The 21,048-nt window shown below is 37.5% G+C and carries 20 protein-coding genes; 19 read left to right on the top strand and 1 reads right to left on the bottom strand.

The annotated features are described in order from the left end of the window. The first annotated feature begins 51 nt into the window (after nucleotides 1–51). The 4 genes from trxB (at nucleotide 52) to AB3I12_RS08420 (ending at nucleotide 3,803) form a co-directional block, all read left to right on the top strand. A complete protein-coding gene (gene trxB / locus AB3I12_RS08435; protein ID WP_010737956.1) occupies nucleotides 52–981 on the top strand; it encodes a thioredoxin-disulfide reductase in 930 nt (309 codons plus the stop codon). Nucleotides 982–1,240: 259 nt separating this feature from the next. Continuing rightward, on the top strand, nucleotides 1,241–1,576 hold the full coding sequence (locus AB3I12_RS08430; protein WP_063627384.1) for a hypothetical protein: 336 nt from the start codon (nucleotides 1,241–1,243) through the stop codon (nucleotides 1,574–1,576). Nucleotides 1,577–1,713: 137 nt separating this feature from the next. Continuing rightward, complete coding sequence (locus AB3I12_RS08425; protein ID WP_010737954.1) at nucleotides 1,714–3,441, top strand: phospho-sugar mutase; 1,728 nt, start codon at nucleotides 1,714–1,716, stop codon at nucleotides 3,439–3,441. Between the two features lie 14 nt (nucleotides 3,442–3,455). After that, on the top strand, nucleotides 3,456–3,803 hold the full coding sequence (locus tag AB3I12_RS08420) for a helix-turn-helix transcriptional regulator (RefSeq protein ID WP_025480128.1): 348 nt from the start codon (nucleotides 3,456–3,458) through the stop codon (nucleotides 3,801–3,803). Between the two features lie 152 nt (nucleotides 3,804–3,955). On the opposite strand, the gene AB3I12_RS08415 is transcribed toward AB3I12_RS08420, so the two are convergent. Then, nucleotides 3,956–4,813, bottom strand: a complete 858-nt coding sequence (locus AB3I12_RS08415) for a pyruvate, water dikinase regulatory protein (RefSeq protein ID WP_010718532.1) — start codon at nucleotides 4,811–4,813, stop codon at nucleotides 3,956–3,958. 92 nt (nucleotides 4,814–4,905) lie between these two features. On the opposite strand from AB3I12_RS08415, the gene AB3I12_RS08410 reads away from it, so the two are divergent. The 15 genes from AB3I12_RS08410 (at nucleotide 4,906) to AB3I12_RS08340 (ending at nucleotide 20,903) form a co-directional block, all read left to right on the top strand. Continuing rightward, nucleotides 4,906–5,334 (top strand): Fur family transcriptional regulator, encoded by a 429-nt coding sequence (locus AB3I12_RS08410; protein ID WP_010718531.1) that lies wholly within the window; start codon nucleotides 4,906–4,908, stop codon nucleotides 5,332–5,334. Nucleotides 5,335–5,499: 165 nt separating this feature from the next. Beyond that, a complete protein-coding gene (rpsU, locus tag AB3I12_RS08405; protein WP_010718530.1) occupies nucleotides 5,500–5,697 on the top strand; it encodes a 30S ribosomal protein S21 in 198 nt (65 codons plus the stop codon). Nucleotides 5,698–5,723: 26 nt separating this feature from the next. Further along, complete coding sequence (locus AB3I12_RS08400) at nucleotides 5,724–6,170, top strand: GatB/YqeY domain-containing protein (protein ID WP_010718529.1); 447 nt, start codon at nucleotides 5,724–5,726, stop codon at nucleotides 6,168–6,170. A gap of 461 nt (nucleotides 6,171–6,631) precedes the next feature. Further along, a complete protein-coding gene (locus AB3I12_RS08395; RefSeq protein WP_010718528.1) occupies nucleotides 6,632–7,603 on the top strand; it encodes a PhoH family protein in 972 nt (323 codons plus the stop codon). Between the two features lie 19 nt (nucleotides 7,604–7,622). Further along, the gene (locus AB3I12_RS08390) at nucleotides 7,623–9,818 is read left to right on the top strand and encodes an HD family phosphohydrolase (RefSeq protein WP_010718527.1); all 2,196 of its coding nucleotides are present in this window, start codon (nucleotides 7,623–7,625) and stop codon (nucleotides 9,816–9,818) included. Nucleotides 9,819–9,859: 41 nt separating this feature from the next. Further along, on the top strand, nucleotides 9,860–10,336 hold the full coding sequence (ybeY, locus tag AB3I12_RS08385) for an rRNA maturation RNase YbeY (protein WP_025480127.1): 477 nt from the start codon (nucleotides 9,860–9,862) through the stop codon (nucleotides 10,334–10,336). Beyond that, entirely contained in the window at nucleotides 10,320–10,727 is a 408-nt protein-coding gene (locus tag AB3I12_RS08380) for a diacylglycerol kinase family protein (RefSeq protein WP_172595700.1), read from the top strand. The genes ybeY and AB3I12_RS08380 overlap by 17 nt, the downstream gene beginning before the upstream one ends. A 12-nt stretch (nucleotides 10,728–10,739) precedes the next feature. Next, a complete protein-coding gene (era, locus tag AB3I12_RS08375; protein ID WP_010718524.1) occupies nucleotides 10,740–11,639 on the top strand; it encodes a GTPase Era in 900 nt (299 codons plus the stop codon). 160 nt (nucleotides 11,640–11,799) lie between these two features. After that, nucleotides 11,800–12,612 carry a DNA repair protein RecO gene (gene recO / locus AB3I12_RS08370; protein ID WP_010718523.1) on the top strand — a complete coding sequence of 271 codons (813 nt, stop codon included), beginning with the start codon at nucleotides 11,800–11,802 and terminating at the stop codon, nucleotides 12,610–12,612. 355 nt (nucleotides 12,613–12,967) lie between these two features. Further along, a complete protein-coding gene (gene glyQ / locus AB3I12_RS08365) occupies nucleotides 12,968–13,885 on the top strand; it encodes a glycine--tRNA ligase subunit alpha (protein ID WP_010718522.1) in 918 nt (305 codons plus the stop codon). Nucleotide 13,886: 1 nt separating this feature from the next. Next, nucleotides 13,887–15,962, top strand: a complete 2,076-nt coding sequence (gene glyS, locus AB3I12_RS08360) for a glycine--tRNA ligase subunit beta (protein ID WP_063627383.1) — start codon at nucleotides 13,887–13,889, stop codon at nucleotides 15,960–15,962. Between the two features lie 842 nt (nucleotides 15,963–16,804). Next, complete coding sequence (locus AB3I12_RS08355) at nucleotides 16,805–17,584, top strand: YveK family protein (protein WP_010737948.1); 780 nt, start codon at nucleotides 16,805–16,807, stop codon at nucleotides 17,582–17,584. Nucleotides 17,585–17,594: 10 nt separating this feature from the next. Next, nucleotides 17,595–18,290 (top strand): CpsD/CapB family tyrosine-protein kinase, encoded by a 696-nt coding sequence (locus AB3I12_RS08350; RefSeq protein ID WP_063627382.1) that lies wholly within the window; start codon nucleotides 17,595–17,597, stop codon nucleotides 18,288–18,290. Nucleotides 18,291–18,309: 19 nt separating this feature from the next. Continuing rightward, the gene (locus AB3I12_RS08345) at nucleotides 18,310–19,074 is read left to right on the top strand and encodes a tyrosine-protein phosphatase (RefSeq protein ID WP_063627381.1); all 765 of its coding nucleotides are present in this window, start codon (nucleotides 18,310–18,312) and stop codon (nucleotides 19,072–19,074) included. Nucleotides 19,075–19,085: 11 nt separating this feature from the next. Next, nucleotides 19,086–20,903: a nucleoside-diphosphate sugar epimerase/dehydratase gene (locus tag AB3I12_RS08340; protein ID WP_063627380.1), complete on the top strand. Its 1,818-nt coding sequence runs from the start codon at nucleotides 19,086–19,088 to the stop codon at nucleotides 20,901–20,903. Nucleotides 20,904–21,048: the final 145 nt, after the last annotated feature.

Here is a 21,048-nt window from a genome sequence, read left to right as displayed (position 1 = left end):
TATAGGCTGTAAAGTAAGCTTACTTGATTTTTATAATGGAGGAATGTACATATGTATGATGTTATCGTGATTGGTGCTGGACCTGCTGGAATGACTGCTGCGTTATATGCGTCACGTTCAAATCTTTCAGTTGCTATGATTGAACAAGGCGCACCTGGTGGACAAATGAATAACACCGCTGAAGTTGAAAATTACCCTGGATTTGATTCCATCATGGGACCTGACCTTGCATATAAAATGTATGAAGGTGTCACTAAATTTGGAACAGAAAATGTCTATGGAATTGTGCAAGATATCAAAGACCATGGGAATTACAAAGAAGTGATCTGTGAAGATCAATCTTATGAAGCCAAAACAGTGATCATCGCAACGGGTTGTATCCATCGTAAGTTAGGTGTTCCTGGAGAAGAAGAATACGCTGGCCGAGGTGTTTCCTATTGTGCCGTATGTGATGGTGCTTTTTTCCGAAACAAACGCTTAGTCGTGATCGGCGGTGGCGATTCTGCGGTAGAGGAAGCCATCTACCTAACGCAATTTGCTTCTGAAGTCGTGATTGTTCATCGAAGAGACGAATTACGTGCGCAAAAAATCATCCAAGATCGCGCATTCGCTAACGAAAAGATTTCATTTGTCTGGGACACTGTCACAGATGAAATCGTTGGTAATGACATGGTGGTCACTGGGGTTAAAGCGCATAATGTGAAAACGAATGAAACCGTTGATTTAGCAGCAGATGGCGTGTTTATTTACGTAGGATTAGATCCATTGACTGAACCATTTAAAAAAGCTGGTTTAACTAATGCAGCTGGTTGGATTCCAACAGATCAAGACATGCGTACGACTATGCCTGGTGTGTTCGCTATTGGGGATGTTCGTGAAAAAGATTTACGACAAATCACGACAGCAGTCGGCGATGGCGGCATTGCTGGTCAACAAGTTTATAAATATTTAGAAGCATTAGAAGAAACAACACAAGCGTAAAGTGATCAAAAGAGGTCGTTAGAAGGGCTGTTTGAATATTATTCATTTTTATACTACTAAAGAGAGAGTGGGACAATAGTTCTTTCTCAAAAAGAAAATAAGTTCGATTTTGATGTTTATTGTCAAAATCGAACTTATTTTTTCTGTTATGCGTACTTTCCTCTCCATAAGGCATATACGTAGAGAATGCAAAATTGGCTTGAATAGTGCAAAACTAAATCCAAATTTAAAGATCCATTTTTGTTTAGATGGGTTAAATATGAGTGAGGTTTTATCTAAAGACAATTGCAACGGCAAAAAGAAAACATCAACTGAGCTTCGCTACGTTTATCGCAATAGGAAGGAATTGAGCAAGAAAGTTATTTTTATGAAAGGAGGACAGAGGGTAAAAGCACCTTGGGAACAGGAACCAGAAGTTTGGCAAGCATATCAGCCGAAGAGTTGGAATAATCTTGGAACTTTGCAAAAGAAAGAAGAGCAAACAAATAAAAAAAGAAAATTATTTGATATTCTAAAAAATAAAAAAACTCAACCAGATAATCGTAACGGTTCAGTGCAATTTCAAAAACAAGAAAAATCTTGTTTGATATTGTAAAAACAGTAGGATTAATCTTGATCTTGGTGAAAGAAAAGAAGTCCCCATCTGCGCTTATTTTTCCTTCTGACTTTTCTATCTAAAAAGAGAATGCTATACTGAAAGAGGTAGATATTTTAGAAAGAGGTGTTCGCTTCATGTCTTGGGAACAAGTATACCAACAATGGGCCAATGAAGAAAATTTAGAAGAAAATTTAAAAAAACAATTAACTGATCTTAGTCAGGACCCTGAAAAGCTGGAAGATGCTTTTTATGCTCCTTTAGAATTTGGAACAGCAGGAATGCGGGGAATTTTAGGTCCTGGGATCAATCGAATGAATATTTATACGGTCAGACAAGCAACAGAAGGGCTGGCACGTTTTATGGATACACAAGGAGAAGAAACAAAACGTCGCGGCGTAGCGATTGCTTATGATTCACGCCATCAATCGCCTGAATTTGCGATGGAAGCAGCGAAGACTTTGGCACAACACGATATTCCTTCTTTTGTCTTTGAGAGTCTACGTCCAACACCTGAACTTTCTTTCGCTGTTCGTCATTTGAATACGTTTGCGGGAATCATGGTGACAGCTTCTCATAACCCAGCAGCTTACAATGGCTATAAAGTTTATGGAGAAGATGGCGGACAAATGCCACCCGCTGATGCGGATGCATTGACAAAATATGTACGTGAAGTAAGTAATCCTTTAAAAGTCGCTGTTTTAGCTGATGACGAAGTAGAAACTAGTGGATTGATTACGATCATTGGTGAAGAAGTCGATAAAGCATATTTGGAAGAAATCAAAGCAGTCACGATTGATCAAGAATTAGTCCAAACAATGGGGAAAGACTTAAAATTGGTGTTTACACCCCTTCATGGTACAGGAAAAATGCTAGGAGAAAGAGCATTACAACAAGCTGGTTTCGAACAATTTATGCTTGTACCTGAACAAGCTGTAGCTGATCCTGACTTTACAACGGTTCAATCACCAAACCCTGAAGAACATTCAGCATTTGAGTATGCGATTCGTTTAGGTGAAAAAGAAGGCGCTGATTTATTGATTGCGACTGATCCTGATGCGGATCGCTTAGGAGCAGCAGTTCGCCAACCTGATGGCTCTTATAAAGTTTTGACCGGTAATCAAATCGGTGCGTTAATGATTCAATATATTTTAGAAGCACATCAATCACGAGGGACTTTACCTGAAAATGCAGCCGTACTTAAGTCAATCGTATCAAGTGAACTTCCTGCAGCCATCGCTGAAAGCTATGGCGCTACGATGATCAATGTCTTAACAGGCTTTAAATTTATTGCAGAAAAAATCCATCAATTTGAAAAAGATCATTCTCATACATTTATGTTTGGTTTTGAAGAAAGCTATGGTTACTTGGTCAAACCATTTGTACGTGATAAAGATGCAATCCAAGCACTTTTATTGTTAGCCGAAGTGGCTGCTTTTTATAAAAAACAAGGGAAGACACTTTATGACGGCTTACAAATGATTTTTGAAAAATATGGTTATTTTGCTGAAAAAACAATCTCAGTCACGATGAGTGGTCAAGAAGGTTCAGCCAAAATCGCTGCTTTGATGAAGAAATTCCGTGACCATGCCCCATCAGAATTTGCTGGAGCAAAAGTTCTTCAAACAGAAGATTTCAAAGAATTAACGAAAACAGATTCAGCTGGACGAGTGGAAAAATTAACGACACCTCCATCTGACGTATTAAAATATGTATTAGAAGAACATGGTTGGGTAGCGATCCGTCCTTCAGGAACAGAGCCAAAAATCAAATTCTATATCGGTGTAAAAGGCAATTCTGCACAAGAGGCACAAGAAAAGATCGATACCTATGAAGCAATCATCAAATCAATGACAGAAGAATAAAATAATTGAGACTGATGGAAAAAGTGGTAAACTTTAGAAGTCAGTCTTTTTTTATGGAGGTGAATCGGTTGACAGACACACCAAAAAGCGAAATAGAAAAAGTGAGTCAATTATTTAAAGTCTTAAGTGATCCTACCCGATTGAAAATATTGATGTATTTAAAAGATGGAGAACAAAATGTGACGGCCATCAGCCAAGCAGTGGAAATGGAACAATCCGCTGTTTCCCACCAACTACGTTTATTAAGGGAGAACCATGTGGTTAAATCGCATCGTGAAGGCAAAGCAATATTGTATAGTTTAGATGATTTTCACGTGTTGGATATCTTGGAACAAACCTTGAAACATGTGGAACATCAGTAAAATAAGAATGAGGCATTTCTAAGGGAATGTAAATAGATTATACTGAATAAAAAAGCCAGCAGACACGTGTCTGCTGGCTTTTTTTTCAACTAGTTATGCGTTTGGTTCTGGTTGTTTGTTATAGCTGCTTACTGGATACAATTATTTGCTCTTTATTTTTCTCCTGAAGTATCCGTGCCATAATAACTGTGGTCCTCTAAATCTAAGGCATTTAGGATCAACGAAGCCGTTTCTTCAATTGAGAGAGAAGCAACATTGATCACAACGCAACCTAATTTTTCATACAAATCATTAGCAAAATCTAATTCTGCTCGTATTTTTTCGATATCAGAATAAGCCGTATCAGGATTTAATCCATAGGAACGCATCCGTTCTTTTCGAATATTATTTAAAATATCGGGATTATTGGTTAAACCAACAATTTTTTTAGGATCGATCTCCCAAAGTTGTTTTGGGATATGGGCTTGAGGAATGAGTGGGAGATTCGCCACTTTTAAGTTTTTATTCGCTAAAAAAAGACTTAACGGTGTCTTTGACGTTCTGGAAACTCCTAACAATACCACATCTGCTTCTAAGAAGCCTCTTGGATCTTTCCCATCATCGTATTTTACGGCAAATTCCATTGCCTTGATTCGTTTAAAATAATTTTCATTCAATAAATGTAAGGCTCCAGGTTGACGAGTGGGTTGAATTCCTGTTAATCGTTGGATTTCTTCGATCGGTGGAGTCATCACGTCAAAACTAAATAAGTTGTTTTCTTCGCAAAAACTTCGGGTATAATCAATCAGCTCTTGGTTGATCAAGGTATGAAGAACTAGCGCTTTTTCTGCTAACGCATCTTGTAAGGCTTGTTCGAGGGTGTCTTGGTCAGTGACAAACGTTCGACGAAATAAATTAAATTCAACTGTAGGATATTGTGCCATGGTTGCCTGTGCGAGTTTTGTTGCTGTTTCACCAGCTGAATCAGAAATGACAAAAAAAGTAACGATCTCAGTAGAGTCAAAAGCCATAAATAAAAAACCTCACTTGCATTTTTTTTATCTTTAGTATACCATACTGTGGAATATGTACTTCGTAATCATTTTGATTTGGAGGGAAAGACTTGAAAAACCAAACATTAATCGAACAATCGTTAGAAATTTTGAAAAATAACGGATTTAAATATACGAAAAAGCGAGAAGCATTATTGACTTATTTGGTCAAAAGAAATCGTTATGTGTCAGCAAAAGAAGTATTTGATTTTATGAATGAGGAATTTAAAGGAGTGAGTTATGATACGATTTATCGTAATCTCCATGATTTCTCTGAGTTAGACTTATTAGAAGAAACCGATTTGAATGGCGAAATGAAGTTTCGCTTTCATTGTTGCCAGGGAGAGATCGGTCACCATCATCATTTTATTTGTACCGTTTGTGGGATGACGAAAGAAATCCATATGTGTCCAATGGACTATTTTGAAAATCAATTATCAGGTTGTACGATCGAAGGGCATCGGTTTGAAATTTTCGGTCGATGTGAAAACTGTCAGTAGTTGTTTTATAATAAAATAACATATCATTATTTTAAAAAATCCAAAGATTCCCTTGACGGTCAAATCAGCATTAGATATAATGTTTTATAGAACAGTCTTGTTTTTTGGATTATAATTTCAATAACAATTACGGTTACTTTTTAAGCTCGGAGGGAGGGAATTAACATGTCAAAAACAGTCATTCGTAAAAACGAATCAATTGACGATGCTCTTCGTCGCTTCAAACGTTCCGTGTCAAAAGCGGGTACTTTACAAGAATCTCGTAAACGTGAATTCTACGAAAAACCAAGCGTAAAACGTAAGAAAAAATCTGAAGCAGCTAGAAAAGCAGCGAAAAAACGCAAAAAAACGCAAAAAAACTAGTTCCTTTATGAATTGGAGTTGGTAGTGTGTCACTACTAAGTAGATTGAACGATGACATGAAAACAGCGATGAAAGCAAAAGATAAAGAATCTTTACAAGTCATACGTATGATTAAGTCATCCATTCAAAACGAGCAAATCAAAGAAGGTCACGACTTGACTGAAGATGAAGAATTAACAGTGTTGTCTCGTGAAATGAAACAACGGCGTGATTCTTTACATGAGTTCGAAGAAGCTGGACGTGACGATTTAGCTGAAAAAGTGAAAAGTGAAATAGTAATTGTTGAAAAATACATGCCAGAACAACTTTCTGAGGATGATATTCGTCAACTTGTTCAAGAAGCGATTACACAAACTGGAGCTTCTTCTGTCAAAGAATTTGGCAAAGTCATGGGTGCGATCATGCCGAAAGTCAAAGGAAAAGCAGATGGGAACCAAGTGAATGCGATTGTGAAAGAGCTATTACAATCTTAAACTTATCATTTAAAGAGTTTGGGACAACCACCCTCTCTTAAAAAGAAAATAAGCCTGATTTTGATCCGCAACGTCAAAATCAGACTTATTTTTTTTAGATTTTTTTTCATGCATGTCCCAATTTCCTCAAGGTGAGCGCCAAGGCAACATCAATCGGTACGCCTTGTTCCCCATGCAATCATACATATCCTTCTTTTATCTCTCTTCCTCACTCGATAGATCTAGGCTTGGTTAGATTGGTTCTTTGCCTTATCTATTAAGTAAAAGCTGTTTATTGATAGGCAGGAATCTCTCAATCATGGAATAACATAAAGTAAATCATGGAAGTTCAGCAAAGTAATTTTAGGTTAAAATGAATGAAACGAATAAGGAGTGAGACAACCTTTTTTATTTGCTATATAGTTTTTTATGAATATGGTAAAATAGGAAGGAATGAATTGAAGTAAAGGAGATGTCTATTTTTGACAGAAGCATCCAGTTCTTTAGAAATTAGATTAACAGCTGCTGACGATATCAGTATGTTGTTAGGCTCGCATGACAAACATGTAAAATTAATTGAAGAAATGACTGAAACAACGATTCATACGAGAGGCGAAATGATCCAGATTATTGGAGAAGAGCCGGGGCTTTCGTTAGCACAATCGGTGATACGTACCTTACAAGAATTGATCAAGCGGGGGATACATGTCAGTACACCTGATGTTGTTACTGCCTTAAAAATGGGGCAAAAAGGGACATTGGATTACTTCATTGAAATGTATGAAGAAGAAATCGTCAAAGACCGCAATGGTAAACCGATTCGAGTGAAAAATAGTGGACAAAAACAATATGTCGAGGCCGTTGCTAAACATGACATCGTATTTGGTGTCGGTCCTGCTGGAACAGGTAAAACATTTCTAGCGGTCGTTTTAGCAATTGCTGCGTTGAAAAAAGGCGAAGTCCAAAAAATCATTTTGACTCGTCCAGCGGTGGAAGCAGGAGAAAATCTTGGTTTCTTACCGGGTGATCTGAAAGAAAAGGTTGATCCTTATTTACGTCCAGTGTATGATGCACTGTATCAAATATTTGGTTTAGATCATACCAATCGTTTGATGGAGCGTGGGATCATCGAAATTGCGCCATTAGCTTATATGCGTGGGCGAACACTTGACGATGCTTTTGTAATACTAGATGAAGCTCAAAATACAACAGTGGCACAGATGAAAATGTTCTTGACTCGTTTGGGGTATCAATCAAAAATGATCGTAAACGGCGATACAAGTCAGATTGACTTACCTAAAGGGACGATGAGTGGTTTGATCCATGCAGAACGTACATTGAAACAAATCAAAAAAATTGCTTTCGTCAATTTTGAAGCAAGTGACGTCGTTCGTCATCCTGTTGTAGCCGAAATCATCAAAGCTTATGAAAAGGCAGATCTTCATCAAGAGTAAGGCTTAGGGGGATAAGCGAATGTTGAATAAAATACTCCAACAACTGCAAGCAAAATTAGGAAAGGCGGCAATGCCTTTCTTATTGCTTTTGTTTTTTGTGATCGTTTGTGGCGTCACGTTTAGTAGCGTCAAGCAAAAAGCCAATGACTTCAGAGAAGGACAAGTGGCAGAAGAAAGTATCCGTGCGAATAAAACGATTGAGAATACAGAAGAAACCGAACAAAAAAGAAAATTAGCAGCGGAAGCTGTTACGCCAGAATATACGTATCAACAAGATTTAGCTAGTGAACAAAGTAGTCGCATCAAGCAGCTTTTTGAATTGATCAATAAAACAAATGATTCGATCAATAAAGCGTATAAAGAAAAAGTAGATAAAGCAAAAGAAGATGAAAATGTTCCTAAGCCAACTATCGACGAACGAATTGCAGCTTTAAAGAAGAGTTTTGAAAATGCCAATGCTGAAAACGTGGCATTTTATCAAAAATTACCGACTAATTTTTACACAAAAATCTTTAGTATGTCAGATAGTCAAATTGCGACAGTCCGAGATGAAAGTCTTCGATTGATCAATGAACAAATGAAAAAACAAGTTCGAGAAAGTGATTTAGAAACCTTCAAGCAACAGGCAGAAGAACAGATCCAATATTTGAACGTGACACCTGACCAACAACAAACGATCCATTATCTTGTCGATCAAGGAATCGTCGTAAATGATGTCTTAAATGAAAAGAAAACAGAGGAATTGAAACAATCAGCAAGGAGTGCGGTTCAACCGGTCATGATCTATCAAGGCGAAATCATTGTTCGTGAAGGAAATCAAATCGATGCAGATGCAATGAAAAAGCTTGAATTATTAGGATTGACCAGTCAAACAACGTCCATTTTTCCTTTAGTAGCAATGATCTTAGCAGTCTTATTGCAAATTGCTGTTTTAGTTTACAACTCAATGCAGTACCATGAAGCCGGAAAACGAACAGAGTATGTTCTCTTTTATGTTACGGCTATGTCCATCAGTGTGTTATTAATGAAATTTTTCCAACTATTCCAAACGGAACAAGCAGCTTTTATCCCGCTGTTTTATCCTGCAGCTTTTGTTCCTTTAGTTTTAAATTTCTTTTTGAACCGGAGGGCAGGAATTATGGCTGCCTTGTTCCAAGCCGTATCTGCATTGTTTATTTTTTATGGCTCGATTGGGACCAACTTTTTGACCGTTATCTTGATGGCTTATCTTTTTTCAGGTTTATTAGCGACGGTTTTAAAACGCCAACGAGTGTCAGAACAATGGTTTTCAGCTATGATGTGGGTCATTATTTTTCCGTTGATGATGGATGTTGTGTTGATCGTTTATCAAGGTATGAGCTTTAGTAATGGAACAACTTGGTTAACACTGATTTGTGGCTTTATGGGGGCTTTGCTGTCGTATCTGTTAACGATGGGATTACATCCGTATATCGAATTGATGGTCAACGATGATAGTGTGATCGTCTTGAATGAGTTAAGTAATCCTAACCATCCATTGTTAAAACAGCTATTGGAAGAAGCACCAGGAACTTATCATCACAGTATGATGGTCGCCAATTTGAGCGCGAACGCAGTGGCTGAGATCAATGGGCGGTCATTATTGACGCGTGTAGCTTGTTACTACCACGATATTGGTAAAATCAAACATGCTAGCTTTTTTGTAGAAAACTTGCCTTCTGGTGCTGAAAATCCACATAATTTCTTATTACCGGAAGATAGTAAACAGATCATTTTTGGTCATGTGACCGATGGAGCGAAAATTTTAGAGGAATATGGCATGCCGCAAATGGTAATCGATATTTGCCGACAGCATCATGGAACAACATTGATGAAGTATTTCTATATCAAGGCAAAAGAAAGAAATCCTGAAGTCACCGAAGAACAATTTCGTTATCCTGGTCCCAAACCACAGACCCGAGAAGCCGGCATCGTGAATATTGCAGATAGTTGTGAAGCGGCAGTACGGGCAATGGATCATCCAACAGGTGAAAAAATCGAAAAATTTGTCCATAATTTGATTGAAGAACGAATCTCTGATGGTCAACTTGATGATAGTGGTTTAACATTAAAAGAAATTCGCAAAGTGGAAAAATCTTTGATCAGTGGGTTAAGTAGTACCTTCCATTCACGGATCAAATATCCTAAAATGAAATCGGAAGCGGAAACGATGAAAGTAGAAAAAGAAAATGGCTAAAATAAAAAATATCAGCAATAAGTAAGAAAGAAGCGATAAATATGGACATCACATTTATGGATGAAACACAGAAAGTTTCAACAGAAAAAATCAAGGAGATCGAGGACCTTCTGCAATTTGCAGCGGCTCATTTGAAATTATCCGAGGAAACAGAAATGTCTGTTACTTTTATGGACAATGCAGCAATCCAAGAAATCAACCGTGTCTACCGTGGCAAAGATGCCCCAACAGATGTGATTAGTTTTGCATTAGAAGACGAAGGGGAAGACGAAATTCCCGTGATTTTTGAAGAAGGCGATAATCCTTTACCACGAGTATTAGGAGATATCATGATCTCAATTGAGCGTGCCCAGGAACAAGCGGAAGAATATGGTCATTCGTATGATCGAGAGTTGGGATTTTTGGCAGTGCATGGCTTTTTGCACATCAATGGTTATGATCACATGACACCCGAAGATGAAGCAGAGATGTTTGGTTTACAGAAAGAGATTTTAGATGCTTATGGACTTAAAAGATAAAGAGTGCGAGAAAAAGGTTGAGAAAAATAAGCACTTCGCTATGTCAGTAGAATTTGCTCTTCAAGGGGTTAAAACAGTCTTTGATGAGGAACGTAATATGAAAAAACATGTAGGTTTTGGGTTGCTGGCGTTTTTTATGGGAGTTGTATTTCAACTGAATCAAATAGAATGGCTGTGGTTAGTTTTAGCAGTTTTTCTGGTGTGGATCGTTGAGATTTTAAATACTGTTTTTGAGAATGTGGTGGATATGTTTACCGATTTTCATTTCCATCCAATTGGGAAAAAAATCAAAGATATGGCGGCAGGAGCAGTGTTAGTCACCGCTTGTTTTGCAGTGATCGTCGGTCTCATTTTATTTGTACCTAAAATCTATCAAATGTTTTTTAATTAAAAGGAGAATAATATGTTAGAACATAAATCAGGTTTTGTCGCTATTGTGGGACGACCAAATGTTGGCAAATCAACATTATTAAATCGAATCGTTGGGCAAAAAATTGCTATCATGAGTGACAAGGCACAAACGACCAGAAATAAGATCCAAGGCGTTTATACGACACCAGAAGCACAGTTGATTTTTATCGACACTCCGGGAATCCATAAACCAAAACATCGTTTGGGTGATTTTATGGTGGAATCAGCCTACAGTGCACTAAGAGAAGTGGATGCTGTCTTATTTATGATCAGTGCGGATCAAAAACGTGGACGTGGGGATGATTTTATTATTGAACGATTAAAAAATGTTCAATCACCTGTTTATTTGATTATCAATAAAATCGATAAAGTTCATCCAGATGAATTATTAGGAATCATCGAAGATTATTCGGCACAAATGCCTTTTGCACAAGTTGTACCGATTTCGGCTACAGAAGGGAACAATGTGGACCGTCTAATGGAAGTGTTGATCGCTGAGATGCCAGAAGGTCCTCAATACTTCCCGGATGATCAAGTAACGGATCATCCAGAATACTTTATCGTTTCGGAATTGATTCGTGAGAAAGTCCTGTTTTTGACTAGAGATGAAGTCCCACATTCAGTGGCTGTTGTTGTTGACTCAATGAAACGCAATGAAAATGATAAAATCCAAATTCAAGCAACTATTATCGTTGAACGTGATAGTCAAAAAGGGATTATCATCGGTAAAGGTGGTAAAATGCTAAAAGAAATTGGAACAAAAGCAAGAAAAGATATTGAGAATTTGCTTGGTGACAAAGTATTTCTAGAACTATGGGTTAAAGTTCAAAAAGATTGGCGCGATAAAAGAGTTTATTTACAAGATTTTGGTTACCGCAAAGAGGAATACTAACTTTAAGTAGATAAAAATGAGTTGAACGTGATTATTCGATAGACGAAACCGCGTGTAAAAGTCAGAAGACAAGAAAATGAGTAGAATAAGTGGGAAAGGAAAATGATTCAGTGAATGATTTTTCTTTTCCTTGTTCTTTTTCTAAAAGGGGGCGAAAAAAATGAGCCAGCTAGCCGAATCAAAAGGGATCATATTGTCCAGTCGAAATTATAAAGAAAAAGATAAATTAGTGAAAATTTTTACTGAGTCTGCGGGGAAGCTGATGTTTTATGTCAAAGGAATTCACCGGCAAAACCAACCATTAGCACCTGCACTACTCCCTTTTACTGAAGGAATCTACATTGGTACGTTTAAAAGTGAAGGACTTTCGTTTATAACCAGCGTAAAAGATGTTCACTCCTTTAGAAAAATTCAAGAAGACATTTTTTTAAGTGGTTACGGCACGTATTTGTTAAACTTAGTGGATGCAGCGATCGAAGACCATCAATATGATCCCCATCTTTTTCAATTTACACAAGCAGCATTGCAACGGATGGATCAGGGGGACGACGCGGAAATCATCACTAACATCTTTGAGGTACAATTATTGCAACGCTTTGGGATTGCACCGATTTGGACACATTGTGTGGTGTGTGGCAAAACGCAAGGTAAATTTGATTATTCTTCCAAATATGGAGGCGTGCTGTGCGAAGAACATTGGTCAATGGATCACCGTCGTTATCATGCAGATCCAAGAGCTGTTTATTTCGTGCGTATGTTCTCTGCTATTTCTTATGATAAGATCACAGGGATCAATTTAAAAGACGAAACCAAAGCAACGATCAGGCAACTGATTGACCAGTTATACGAAGAATACGTAGGGATTCATCTAAAAAGTAAAAAGTTCATTGATCAAATGAAATCATGGGAACATGTCCTAAAAAAGCCTGATCCGGAAGGAGAAAGTGCTTCTGAAAACCAAAAAAATGAGTAGAATGTTCAATCAACATTCAAAACTATTTGACAAAAGCCTAACTATACGTCTATTATGGAACCTAGATAAATGAGAGTTTTGTACAAAAACTTGATTGGCTAAATAAAAGAATAAAGTACGTTGAACAAGATCAGTAAAAAATACGTAGCAAAAGCGAGTTCGGGAGGGTGTGAGCCGAATGCTGTCGGTTTTTGAAGAGGCACTTGTGAGTACTGACAATGAAGCTGCCGAAATTTTCGGAAGTAGGGTGGAACCGCGAAGTTATTCGTCCCTATGTTTGTTTAGACAAGCATAGGGACTTTTTGTTGTTTCAAATTCTCAGCAAACTATTTAGAAGTGGAAGGAGTCATTTTAAATGAGCAAAAAATTATCTGTACAAGACATGATCTTGACGTTACAAAAATTTTGGTCATCAAATGGGTGCATGTTGATGCAAGCCTATGATACAGAAAAGGGGGCAGGTACAATGAGCCCATATACCTTTTTACGAGCAATTGGACCAGAGCCTTGGAATGCAGCATACGTAGAGCCTTCTCGTCGCCCAGCCGATGGTCGTTATGGGGAAAATCCGAACCGTCTGTATCAACATCATCAGTTCCAAGTAGTGATGAAACCATCACCTGAAAATATCCAAGAACTTTATTTAGAAAGTTTACGTTTATTGGGGATCGATCCTTTGGAACACGACATTCGGTTTGTCGAAGATAACTGGGAAAACCCTTCGATGGGCTGTGCCGGTGTTGGTTGGGAAGTTTGGCTCGATGGAATGGAAATTACACAATTCACGTATTTCCAACAAGTCGGCGGTCTGCCATGTAAACCAGTGACATCTGAAATTACTTATGGTTTGGAGCGCTTGGCATCCTACATCCAAGAAGTAGAAAGTGTCTATGATCTTGAATGGTCAGATGGCGTAAAATATGGGGAGATTTTCAAACAGCCTGAATACGAACACTCCAAATATTCATTTGAAGTCAGTGATCAAGAACTATTATTAAGTAATTTTGATCGTTTTGAAAAAGAAGCTAAACGATGCATTGATGAAAATTTAGTTCATCCTGCCTATGATTACATTTTAAAATGCAGCCATACATTCAATCTATTAGATGCTCGTGGGGCAGTTTCTGTCACAGAACGTGCTGGTTATCTGTCACGTATCAGAAATATGGCAAAATCTGTTGCAAAGATTTTTGTGGCAGAGCGTGAAAAATTAGGATTTCCTTTATTGAATAAAAACACAGCAAATCCAGAAACAGTTAAGGAGGCTGAATAACATGGCAAAAGAGTTACTTTTAGAAATCGGGTTGGAAGAAATGCCTGCCCATGTAGTTACACCAAGCATGAAACAACTGGAACAAAAAACAGCAAAGTTTTTAGATGAACACCAATTGTCTTATGATACAATCGAAACTTTTTCAACGCCAAGACGTTTAGCGATCAAAGTAACCAATATCCCAGAACGTCAAGCAGATAGCGAAGAAGAATTAAAGGGTCCGGCTAAAAAAATCGCATTGGATTCAGATGGAAATTGGACGAAAGCCGCAGAAGGGTTTGTACGTGGTCAAGGTTTGACGACTGACGATATTACCTTTAAAGAGCTGAAGGGTGTAGAGTATGTGTACGTAACCAAATATACACATGGACAACCAGCGAAAGAAGTATTGACTGGACTTGCAGATGTCATCAAAAGTTTGACATTTCCTGTTACGATGCATTGGGCAAATTTTGACTTTGAATATATTCGTCCTATTCATTGGATTGTTGCTTTACTAGATGATGAAGTGATTCCTTTCGAGATTTTAGATGTTACAACAGATCGCACATCACGTGGTCATCGTTTCTTAGGAGAAACAGTTCGTTTCGCTCATGCCAATGAGTATGAAGAAAAATTACAAGAACAATTCGTGATAGCTGCGCCACATAAAAGAAAAGAAATGATTGTCCAACAAGCAACAGAATTAGCAGAGAAAAACCATTGGACGATCGATTTAGACGAAAAGTTATTAGAAGAAGTGAATAATTTAGTCGAATATCCCACAGTTTTTGCTGGCGATTTTGAAGAAAAATATCTGTCTGTCCCTGAAGAAGTATTGGTTACTTCAATGAAGGAGCACCAACGTTATTTTGAAGTAAGAAATGACCAAGGATTACTCTTGCCACATTTTATTTCTGCTCGAAATGGGGATCGTGTCAAACTAGAAAACGTGATCCGTGGAAATCAAAAAGTATTGACTGCTCGTTTAGAAGATGCAGAGTTTTTCTACAATGAAGATAAAAAGATTGAAATCGAGACTTTTGTTGATAAATTAAAATCAGTGACTTTCCATGAAAAAATTGGAAGCATCTACGAAAAAATGCAACGAGTACAAGTTATTGCTCGTATTTTAGGTAAATCTGTCGGCTTATCACCAGAAGAGTTAACGGATTTACAACGTGCTGCTGAAATCTATAAATTTGATTTAGTGACCAACATGGTAGGTGAGTTTCCAGAGCTTCAAGGGATCATGGGTGAAAAATATGCGCGATTACACGGCGAAACATCAGCTGTAGCAATAGCTATCAAGGAACACTATCTGCCAATTTCAAGTGAAGGTGACTTACCAGAAACCAAAATTGGTGCAGTATTAGCGATTGCAGACAAATTAGATAGTATCTTCTCTTTCTTTACAGTTGGAATGATCCCAAGTGGGTCAAATGATCCGTATGCTCTTCGTCGTCAAGCGTATGGGATTGTCCGCATCATCGAAGCAAAAAATTGGGCATTTCCATTGGTTCGTTTACAACGTGAAATCGACCAGGCAATCAATGAAGATCAAGAACGTTTTGGCGTCCAGTTATCGGATGGACAACAGGCAGTCATTGATTTTATCAAAGGACGTTTCCGTCAGTTACTAACTACAAAACAAATCCGACACGATGTGATTGATGCAGTTTTAAATGCAAAACAAAGCGATTTGACAAAAGTTTTTGCAGCAGCTCAACTGTTTAAAGAACGTTTAGATGAGGAAGAGTTTAAGCCATCGATGGAAGCATTGACTCGAGTGGTTAATTTAGCGAAGAAAGCGCAAGAAACAACGACAACAGAGATTAATCCTGCGTTATTTGAAAATGAAGCTGAAACAGCACTTTATCAAGCGGTAGCAGAAATGAAAAAACAATTTGGTACACAAACGCTGAAAGAAGATTATGATCAACTTGTTGCTTTACGTCCATTGATCGAAACGTATTTTGACCAAACCATGGTCATGGTAGACGATCCTGCTGTCCGTAACAATCGTTTGGCACAGCTGAAACAAATTGCTGAAATGGCACTATCAATAGCAAGCTTAGATCAGATTATCACTAAATAAATCAGGTAGCCCTTTGCCAACTTGATTTGAAACAAGCGTTATGACAAGTCTAGCTCTGAGATATAAGCCGAAGCATCCGAAAATAGTTTCTTCTATTTTTAAATGCTTCGGCTTATTTTTTGACTGATTACCGAAGTGCAGATCTTTGAACGCCGTCGATAAGATTGTGAAAGTACCAGAGTGGATGCTTTCATAGCAATTACTCATCTTAGTATAAAAAGTAAGCTTAAGGTCTTAATACCTCAGACTCTTTTTATGTAGTGTATATCGTTTTTATTCATGCTATCTAGCAATAAGCGACTTTTCTTTCACGAATCAGAACAATATGACATTTTTTGGTAAAAAGAGAACAATCGGTTAGTGCTATTGAGTGAAATGCATAGTTTTTGTTATTTTTAAATCATCCTTTATTTAAAAATGAAAGTTAGGTATAATTAATATAGAAAAATTGTTATTCATAACAAGAAAAGCTTGTTATGAATGGGATAATAGTAAATAGGGTCTCAGGTAGAAATTCTTTACTTGTCTAATAGAATTAGCAAATTTACCGTGATTTGGAAGCGATTAGATAAAGTAACGATTTATTTTTTTGGGAATAAAAAGTTTTTAAAACGATGGGATCCAGTATCTTACTCTAGATGATAATAATTATTATCTGAATGATAAACTAAAAAATTTTTTTAGAAATCGATGTCATTTTATTATCTAAGTATGTTCATAGGATGGAAGTCTCACGAAGCTTCACTGAAATGAGTATATTTTATGAGAACAAGTAACATCAGCAGGATGTCATGTGTTAAAAGAAAAATGAATCTAGGAAAGTAACAGGAAAGTGGAGAGAAATGGAAGAGACAATTAGTATAAAAGAGATCATCGGAGTATTTCGTAAGCGTTTGTTGACCTTATTTATTTCAACGTTAGTTGGTTTGGCGGTAGCAAGTTTCGTTACATTCTTTATTCTAACACCTAAGTTTAGTTCACAAGCCCAATTGATTGTCACGTTGCCTCAGTCAAATATTACGAATGTCAATGATGTGAATACGAATTTACAAATGATTAACACCTACAAAGATATGATCATTAGTGACTTAGTTTTAAGTGAAGTGAAAGATCAATTAGAAACGCAAGATCAGCTAGCAATGACGGTTGGAGAAATCAAACAAGCAATCACAGTGAATCAATCCGAAAATTCACAAATGTTTTCTATCCAAGCGATTAGTTCGATTCCAGATAATGCTCAGAAAATTGCGAATACCACAGCTGAGGTGTTTCAAACGAAAGCAAAAGATGTGATGAATGTCGATAAAATATCGATCATTTCTGAAGCGGTTGCGGACGGAACATCGGTGTCACCAAATAAAAAAATAAATATTGCCCTTGGCCTTATTTTAGGTTTGATGATTGGCATGGGGATAGCTCTGTTATTGGAATTGTTCGACCAGACTGTGAAAGATGAAAAATATCTTTCGGAGGTCATAGGGTTTCCAATTTTAGGAACGGTACCAGAAATGACTGCCAAAGATTTCAATAGAAATGACAAAAACAACAACGCACCGGTGACAATAAACGATGAAACTGGTGAACAAGCGAGAGCTTCTCGTAGAGCTCGTTCAAGAGTGTAGGAGGGAAAACATGCGACGTGTCATAAAACAAAAAGAAACACTACTTCAACCGATTCGTTTGATTACTTTAACTAATCCTTCATCAGCAGCGGCCGAGCACTACCGAACGATTCGAACCAATATCCAATTTGTTTCAATCAATGATCAACAAGTCAAAACGATCGTGGTCACGTCATCTGGACCAGGTGAAGGGAAATCGACAACGGCTGCAAATCTGGCTGTTGTCTTTGCAAAAGCTGGGCAGAAAGTATTATTAGTTGATGCTGACATGCGAAAACCAGTTATTTACAAAGCATTTCAAGTAAATAATCACTATGGGTTAAGTAATTTACTCAGCTCAACTGAAACGATCAGTAAAGGGATCCAAAAAACGGCAATCAAGGAATTATCGGTATTACCAAGTGGACCGATTCCTCCTAATCCATCAGAGCTGTTAAGCTCGAAAAGAATGGATCAACTAATGGTAGAAGCAAGTCAGCTCTATGATATCGTGATGTTTGATTTGCCGCCGATTGTAACTGTGACAGATGCTCAAATCTTGTCATCAAAGGCAGATGGTACGCTTCTGGTAGTACGTGAAAAGACTTCACGAAAAGAAGCAGTTGTGAAAGCCAAAAAATTATTAGAGATGGCTCAGGCAAAGGTACTGGGAATTGTTTATAACGGAGTCGAACAAAGCAAAGATACAAGTTATTATTATGAATGATAAAGAGGAGGTAAAGGGAATGATCGATTTACATTGTCATCTATTACCAGCAGTTGACGATGGTGCGCAAAACCTGGAAGAAAGCCTGGCAATGGCTGAAAAAGCGGTTGAACAAGGGATTACTCATATTTTATGTACACCGCACCATAACAATGGCAAGTATTGTAATCAAAAGAAAAAAGTCATTCCCCTAGTCGCCACTTTACAAAAAGAGCTGGATAAAAGAAATTTACCGTTGGTGTTATTAGAAGGTCAAGAAGTTCGTATTACTGGAGAATTGCTTGAAGCGCTTCACCGAGATGAACTTCTTTTTACAGATTTAAATGATACTTATCTGTTGATTGAATTTCCTACATTAGAAGTACCGTTATATGCAAAGAACCTTTTTTTTGAACTGTTGAAACTAGGAAAAATACCAGTAATCGTGCATCCTGAGCGTAATACTTATTTTGCAAAAGATCCGAATCGTTTGTTGCCTTATCTAGAAATGGGGTGTTTGACACAGCTGACAGCGCCAAGTTATCTGGGGCGCTTTGGCAAAGAAATCCAAAAAACAGCAAAAAAAATGGTCAAGTACAATCTTGTACAAATGGTTGCTTCGGATGCTCACGGTGTTGAGCGACGTTCTTTTTGTTTAAAAGAATGTTATGAACAAATCGCTAAAGACTTCAATAACGAAAAAGTTGAGCAAATGAAACAAGTCGCCAAAGATTTAATCAATGGGGAGCAGATTCATTATCCAACTTATCAAGCGATAAAAAAGAAGAAGTTTGGGTTATTTTAGGGGGAGTAAAGGTGTTTGAAGTCACAAGAAAAAGAAAGATTGCTATTTTGATAGGAGTTGATAGCTTATTGTTGTTTTTGGCAAACATTGCTACAATTAGATTCATGAAGCCATTCGCAGAAGTATCAACGGATTTTATGTTCATCTCTACAGGCGTTTCAATAGGTTTCTATTTGTTTTATGGGAGTTTATTTAAAGTCTTTACAAGAATCAATCGCTATATGAATTTAGAAGAAATCAGGGCGATTTTTGTTTCTTTGTCGATCACTATGATTTCAAATCTTTTTGTCTTGTTTTTTATCAATCATCAGTATATGTTACGTCTAACGATCTTTACCTATATTTTGTCTTTGCTTTTAATCATGGGAAGCCGTCTGGAGTGGCGTCTTTACATTGAGAAAAAGCAGACAAAGCTACAACCTAGAGCCACTGCCAAGAAGACGATCATCGTAGGCGCTGGTGAAGGCGGTAGAATTTTGGCAAATATCTTACTTGGATCAAAAACAGCAAGTGACACCTATGTCATTGGTTTTGTTGATGATGATCCTAATAAGCAAAATACATATCTTTCAGGAAAAAAAGTGATCGGTATGATCAAAGACCTCCCTACACTAATTAAGAAACATGATGTACAAATCGTTACCATCGCCATTCCTTCCTTATCCAAAACAAAAATCAGGAATATCTTTCAAATGGTAGAATCCTTGCATGTCAAAGTAAACACGATGCCTTCAATGGAAGAAATCGCTTCTGGAAAAGTCAGTGTCACAAAATTAAAAAAAATTGACGTAGTTGATTTACTAGAAAGAGATGAAGTTGAATTGGACATTGAATCGATCAAAGGTCATTTAACAGGGAAAACCATTCTTGTGACTGGTGCGGGTGGCTCGATCGGCTCAGAGATTTGTCGGCAGATTATCCAGTTTTCCCCAGCACAATTATTACTAGTAGGACATGGGGAAAATTCGATTTATTTGATCGATCGGGAACTCCGCATGAATCAGCAAAATCAGCAGACAAAAATCGTCCCGCTCATTGCAGATATTCAAGATCGTGACAAAATCAATGAGATCATGCAAAACTATCGCCCAGATATCGTTTATCATGCTGCAGCACATAAGCATGTTCCTCTCATGGAAGTAAATCCCAAAGAAGCAGTAAAAAATAATATTCTTGGAACGAAAAATGTTGCGGAAGCAGCCAAACAAGCGAAAGTCAAAAATTTTGTGATGGTCTCAACAGATAAAGCGAATCATCCACCTAATGTGATGGGAGCGACAAAGCGGATTGCAGAAATGATTGTAACAGGATTGAACGAAAAAAATGGAACAACATTTTCCGCTGTTCGCTTTGGAAATGTATTAGGTTCACGAGGAAGTGTGATTCCTGTCTTTCGTGAACAAATTGCGCAAGGTGGACCAGTCACGATTACTGATTTTCGGATGACACGTTACTTTATGACAATTCCTGAAGCAAGTCGATTGGTCATTCAATCAGGAGTCTTGGCTAAAGGTGGAGAGATTTTTATTTTAGATATGGGTGAACCAGTCAAAATCGTCAACCTTGCCAAAAATATGATTCGCCTGAGTGGCTATCGTGAAGACGAAATTGAGATTCTTGAAACGGGTATCCGTCCTGGGGAAAAACTATATGAAGAACTACTGTTGGATAAAGAGAGAAACGATGAAGCTGTCTATGAAAAAATTTTTGTCGGAAACATCAAAGGTTATTCAAATCAAAAAGTGATGGATTTTATCCGTCATTTGCCAAAAGATGAGAAACAATTAGCAAGAGAAGTGATTCGTTTTGCCAATGCTTCTAATCAATAGAAACTAGCTGTTTTAAGCTGAACGTACTATTAGTAAAGTAGTAAAATCATTGCTTTATGTGCTGGATTATACGATTCCTGCGATCAAAAATTGCATAGGGATACGTTATTCAAATCGCATGTAAAAAAACGTTTGACCATCAAAA

The sequence above is a fragment of the Enterococcus sp. C65 genome (genome assembly GCF_040887165.1).
GTDB lineage: Bacteria > Bacillota > Bacilli > Lactobacillales > Enterococcaceae > Enterococcus_B > Enterococcus_B hirae.
Note: the sequence above shows the minus strand (reverse complement) of the source record. Positions and strands in the feature narration are given on the sequence as shown.